Annotated in this window: 4 protein-coding genes and 1 pseudogene; all 5 read left to right on the top strand. The window is 72.4% G+C overall.

Annotated features, from left to right (window positions below; genetic code table 11):
- The first annotated feature begins 274 nt into the window (after positions 1-274).
- The 5 genes and pseudogenes from pabB (at position 275) to ACFHWE_RS23265 (ending at position 5,222) form a co-directional block, all read left to right on the top strand.
- The gene (gene pabB / locus ACFHWE_RS23285) at positions 275-2,290 is read left to right on the top strand and encodes an aminodeoxychorismate synthase component I (protein WP_416604011.1); all 2,016 of its coding nucleotides are present in this window, start codon (positions 275-277) and stop codon (positions 2,288-2,290) included.
- Between the two features lie 228 nt (positions 2,291-2,518).
- Positions 2,519-3,637, top strand: a complete 1,119-nt coding sequence (locus ACFHWE_RS23280; RefSeq protein ID WP_416604009.1) for a 5-methyltetrahydropteroyltriglutamate--homocysteine S-methyltransferase — start codon at positions 2,519-2,521, stop codon at positions 3,635-3,637.
- Between the two features lie 110 nt (positions 3,638-3,747).
- The gene (locus ACFHWE_RS23275) at positions 3,748-3,984 is read left to right on the top strand and encodes a DUF4291 family protein (RefSeq protein ID WP_416604008.1); all 237 of its coding nucleotides are present in this window, start codon (positions 3,748-3,750) and stop codon (positions 3,982-3,984) included.
- Positions 3,985-4,000: 16 nt separating this feature from the next.
- Positions 4,001-4,198: pseudogene (locus tag ACFHWE_RS23270) on the top strand (DUF4291 family protein); the annotation flags it as partial.
- A 325-nt stretch (positions 4,199-4,523) separates the two neighbouring features.
- Entirely contained in the window at positions 4,524-5,222 is a 699-nt protein-coding gene (locus ACFHWE_RS23265; RefSeq protein ID WP_416604007.1) for a metal-dependent transcriptional regulator, read from the top strand.
- Positions 5,223-5,442: the final 220 nt, after the last annotated feature.

The raw sequence follows: 5,442 nt of genomic DNA, 5'->3' as shown, positions 1-5,442 counted from the left end.
CAGGAAGGCCGCGGGGCGACCCGCGACGGGGCCAAGGCCCCCAACCGCCGGTAGGCGGCTGGGGGAATCCCCCTCGTTCACGAGGGGGAGTAAGTCAAACGGGCACGGTACCGAAGAGCCCGCCACCGCGCACCGAGCACGGCCGATCGGGGCCGTGAGCCCCCGCGCTCATGGGACCGCCCCGAAATACGCGGCATATAACCTGGTCACCGCCTCACCCCTCGGCCGGGCCGGGTGCAGGCCCCTCCACGCCTGACGATCCGAGGTTCCCCTGATGCGTGTCCTGCTCGTGGACAACCACGACTCCTACACCTTCAACGTCCACCAGCTCCTGGCGCACGCCCTGGGCGAACCTCCCCGAGTCCTCACCAACGACGACCCCCGATGGGACGGGCTCGGCCCCGACGAGGTCGACGCGGTGGTCGTCTCACCCGGCCCGGGACGCCCGCAGAACCCCCGCGACCTGGGTCGCCTACCCGAACTGCTCTCCCGCACCCGCCTTCCGGTGCTGGGCGTGTGCCTGGGCCACCAGGCCATCGCCCACCTGGCCGGAGCCGACGTCACCACCGCCCCCCAGCCCCGCCACGGCCACCTCACCCGCATACGCCACACCGGCCGGGACCTTTTCGCCGGCCTGCCCCAGCACTTCACGGCGGTGCGCTACCACTCCCTGGCAGTCACCGAGCCCCTCACCGCGCCCCTGGCCGCCACCGCCTGGGCCGAGGACGGCGTCCTCATGGGCCTGCGCCACCGCCACCTGCCCCGCTGGGGCGTACAGTTCCACCCCGAATCGGTCTCCAGCGACCACGGAAGCGACCTGATCGCCAACTTCCTGAACCTGGCCCGCCCCCGCGCCACCGGAGGGGAGACCGCTCCGGCCGCCGCCCCGCGGCGAAGACCCCCGCGCCCCGCAGCACCCGCCCCCTGCGCGCACACCCTCGACCGCGCCGTCGACACCGAGGCCGCCTTCGCCCACCTGTACGGCGACAGCGACCACGCCTTCTGGTTGGACAGCTCGCGCCCCCGGGGCCCGGCCCGGTTCTCCTTCCTCGGAGCGGCCACCGGCGAGATCCTCACCTACCGGGTCGGGGAGGGCGGCACCCGCGTGCGCGCCCCCGAGGGCACCGAACACCGCGAGCCCGGCACGATCTTCGACGCACTGGAGCGCCGCACCGACCGCACCGCACCCCCCAACGGGCTGCCCTTCGACTTCACCGGCGGCTATGTGGGCTACCTCGGCTACGAGCTCAAGGCCGACTGCGGCGGCACCCGGGCCCACACCTCGCCCCTGCCCGACGCCGTGTGGATGCGCTGCGACCGCTTCACCGCCGTCGACCACGCCGAGAACACCACCTACGCCGTGCACACCGACACCGGTGCGCACGCCTGCGACCGGGCCCGCCGCACCCTGGAGCGCCTGCGCCGCCTTCCCGCCCTGCCGCCACCGCCGCCCGCGCCGCCGGCCCTGCACCTGCCCGACCACCTCGAACGCCCCCGCCAGGGCTACCTGGACGACATCAAGGAGTGCCTGGGCCACCTCGCACAGGGCGAGAGCTACGAGATCTGCCTGACCGACCGCCTGCGCCTGCCCCAGGCACCCGGCAGCGACCTGGACGCCTACCGGCGCCTGCGCGCCGCCAGCCCCGCACCCTACGCCGCCCTCCTGCGGCTGGGCGGGGCGAGCGTCCTGAGCGCCTCACCCGAGCGGTTCCTGCGCGTGGACGGCCACCGCACGGCGGAGAGCCGCCCCATCAAGGGCACCGCCCCCCGCCACGCCGACCCCGAGGCCGACGCGCGCGCCGCACGGCACCTGCGCACCGACCCCAAGACCCGCGCGGAGAACCTCATGATCGTGGACCTGCTCCGCAACGACCTGGGGCGGGTGTGCGAGACGGGCAGCGTGGAGGTGCCCGCGTTCATGTACACCGAGTCCTACGCCACCGTCCACCAACTGCTGTCCACGGTCCGGGGGAGGCTGCGCCCGGAGGTGTCCACCGTGGAGGCGGTGCGTTCCTGCTTCCCCGGCGGGTCGATGACCGGCGCACCCAAAGTGCGCACCATGGAGATCATCGACCGGTTGGAGTCCTCGGCACGTGGGGTGTACTCCGGGGCGCTGGGCTACCTCTCCCACAACGGGACCGCCGACCTGAGCGTGGTCATCCGCACCGCCGTGCGCGTCGGCGGTGAGGTGACCATCGGCGCGGGCGGCGCGATCGTGCTGGACTCCGACCCGGGCGACGAGTACGCCGAGATGCTGCTCAAGGCCGCCGTGCCCGCCCGCGCCCGGTAGGGTCCGTCCTTCTTCCCGGGCCGCTTACACCACGGGTGCCGGATGCGCCAGGGCGTAGGGACCTTGACCTTGTGACGCGCCTCACCTACGTTCACTCGCAACCATGCCGCCACGTGTCCCGCGCCCGGGGAGCCGCGGCGGCGCGCGCCGTCCGGCGGCACGGGGAGGGCGACCGAGCCCGGTACCGACCGCCGACACCATGTTCCCACCACGAAGGGAAGCCGCACCATGGCCGCCACCACCGCACCGCCCTTCCGCGCCGACCACGTCGGAAGCCTGCTGCGCCCCGAACGGCTGCTGCGGGCCCGTCGGGAGCACGCCGGGGGCGCGATCGGCGACGAGGACCTGCGCGCGGTCGAGGACGAGTGCGTCCGTGAGGCGGTGCGCATGCAGGAGGACGTGGGTCTGCGGTCGGCCACCGACGGCGAGTTCCGCCGCTCCTCCTGGCACATGGACTTCATCTACCGGCTCGGCGGCGTGTCCAAGGTCCGGGACCGGATCGCGGTCACCTTCCACAACGAGCAGGGGGACATCGAGTTCACCCCCTCGGGGCTGCGCGTCACCGAACCCGTCCGCCTGGAGCGGACCATCTTCGCCGACGCCTTCTCCTTCCTCACCAAGACCGTCACCAGGAACACGCCCAAGCTCACGATCCCCTCGCCGAGCATGGTGCACTACCGGGGCGGGGCCGCCGCCATCGACCCGGGCGTCTACCCCGACCCGGAGCGCTTCTGGGACGACCTGTCGGCAGCCTACGCCGCGCAGGTCGCGGCGCTGGGCCGGATGGGCTGTACCTACCTGCAACTGGACGACACCAGCCTGGCCTACCTCAACGACCCCGCCCAGCGCGGCATGATCGACGGGCGCGGCGAGGACGGCGACCGCATCCACGTGCGCTACATCCGGCAGATGAACGCGGCCCTGGCCAGCCGACCCGAGGGCATGCGCGTGACCACGCACATGTGTCGGGGCAACTTCCGCTCCTCCTGGGTGGCCAGCGGCGGCTACGACCACGTCGCCGAGGAGCTGTTCAGCGAACTCGACGTCGACGGGTTCTTCCTGGAGTTCGACGACGAGCGCTCGGGCGGGTTCGAGCCGCTGCGGTTCCTGCCCCGCGACAAGTACGCCGTGCTGGGCCTGGTCACCACGAAGAAGGGCGAGCTGGAGAGCAAGGACGACCTCAAGCGCCGGATCGACGAGGCGGCCCGGCACGTGCCGCTGGAGCAGTTGTGCCTGTCGCCGCAGTGCGGGTTCTCCTCCACGGTCGAGGGCAACGACCTCACCTACGATGAGCAGGTCGCCAAGCTCGCCCTGATCGTGGAGACCGCCGAGGAGGTGTGGGGCTAGCGGACACCGCCCGCCACCGTCCTCAAAGGACGCCTGGCGCCGCGATTCGGTCTTGCCCGGGGCGGAAAACGGGTTGTTCCGGCTTCGGGCGGGGCCGGACACTGCCGGTCATGCACACCCCCCGCCACCAGATCCGGACCCGCTACACCGACACCACGGTCACCGCGTACCAGGCCTACCACCCTTCCATCGGTGTGCCCGCGGCCCGGGAGGGGCGCTTCCCGGCCGCGTGGAAACGGGACCGGATGACCTGGGTCAAACCGTCGTTTCTGTGGACGATGTATCGGTGTGGGTGGGGGGGCCAAGGAGGACCAGGAGACCGTCCTGGCCGTGGAGATCACCCGTGAGGGCTTCGAGTGAGCGCTGGCCCGGGCCTGCCTGTCACACTACAAGCCCGGGATTCACGACAACCGGCAGGACTGGAAGCGCCGATTGCACCGGGCGCCCGCCCGAGTGCAGTGGGACCCTGAACGCGACCTGCATCTGCGACCGCTGGAACACAGGTCCCTGCAACTGGGGCTGTCAGGGGAGGCCGCACGACGCTACGCCGACCATTGGATCCTCTCGATCGAGAACGTGACTCCGCTGGCAGGCCGTGTCCATGCCCTCGTCCGCGCGAGGGGAGACGGAGCGTGCCGCCGCCCTGCTGCCCTGGGAGCGGCCCTACCAGGTGGCCGCGGAGGACGTCGCGCACCTGATCCCCGGAACAGGCCGCTGACCGGCCCCTCCCGGGGGCGGGCGGTTCCCGGACGGCCCCGGGGGCGACGGCAGGGCCGTTCCCGCAGCCGCCGGCGGGGCCGCCCCAGCGACGGGCCCGCCTCCGCCCGTCCACAGGGCCCGCTTCGACGATGGTCCGCGCCGCCGGGCCCGCGATACGGTTGTCGCCATGGACAATACACCGACCAGGCCGTCCACCTCGGCCGAGGACTACGTGAAGGTCATCTACGACCTCCAGGAGCGGGGAACCGGTCCGGTGACCATCTCCGGAATGGCCGAACGGCTGTCGGTGGCCAACTCCTCGGTGTCGAGCATGCTGCGCAAGCTCACCGACCTGGGCCTGGTCGAGCACCGCCGCTACGGTGCGGTCAGCCTCACCGAGGCCGGCACCAAAGCGGCCCTGTCGGTGCTGCGGCGCCACCGGCTGCTGGAGACCTACCTGGTCGCCGAACTGGGCTACTCCTGGGACGAGGTGCACGACGAGGCCGAGATCCTCGAACACGTGGTCTCGGACAAGTTCGTCGACCGGATCGCCGCCCACCTGGGCGACCCCGACGTCGACCCGCACGGCGACCCCATCCCCTCCGCGGAGGGCGACATCGTCGAACGCGCGTCGGTGCTGCTGTCCGACGCGGTGGAGGGCACCAGCGGGGTGGTCGTGCGGGTCAACGACAACGACCCCGAACTCCTGCGCTACCTGGCCGACATCGGTATCGGTATCGGTATGACCGTCACCGTGGTCGAGCGCCAGCCCTACGCGGGGTCGATCCAGATCGCGGTCCGCGCCCGGGCGGGCGCGGACGAACGTACCCGCTCCCTGGGGCTGGTGGCCGCCGAGGCCCTGTGGATCGAGCCGGGGGGCGGGTGATCCGGCCGTCCGGTCGGTGCCGGACCACCCGCCCCGGGTAGGACCCGCCCGGGGTCAGGCCTGTTCGGCGGCCGGTTGCCGGGTGGAGACGTCGAGGACGGTGTCGCAGGCGTCGCGCACGGAGGGATTGTGGGTGGCGATGGCCACCGAGCAGCCCTCGGCGGCCATGGCGCGCAGGGTGTCGATCACCATCCGCCCGTTGCCCTCGTCCAGGGCGCCG

Source organism: Nocardiopsis sp. LOL_012, from assembly GCF_048060475.1.
In the GTDB taxonomy this organism is placed as follows: domain Bacteria; phylum Actinomycetota; class Actinomycetes; order Streptosporangiales; family Streptosporangiaceae; genus Nocardiopsis.
This window is presented reverse-complemented; position numbering and strand designations above follow the sequence as displayed.

What these genes read in the sequence shown, in the direction of transcription:
- pabB (WP_416604011.1), top strand. Translation starts at nt 275, where the DNA reads ATGCGTGTCCTGCTCGTGGACAACCACGACTCCTACACCTTCAACGTC.
- ACFHWE_RS23280 (WP_416604009.1), top strand. Translation starts at nt 2,519, where the DNA reads ATGGCCGCCACCACCGCACCGCCCTTCCGCGCCGACCACGTCGGAAGC.
- ACFHWE_RS23275 (WP_416604008.1), top strand. Translation starts at nt 3,748, where the DNA reads ATGCACACCCCCCGCCACCAGATCCGGACCCGCTACACCGACACCACG.
- ACFHWE_RS23265 (WP_416604007.1), top strand. Translation starts at nt 4,524, where the DNA reads ATGGACAATACACCGACCAGGCCGTCCACCTCGGCCGAGGACTACGTG.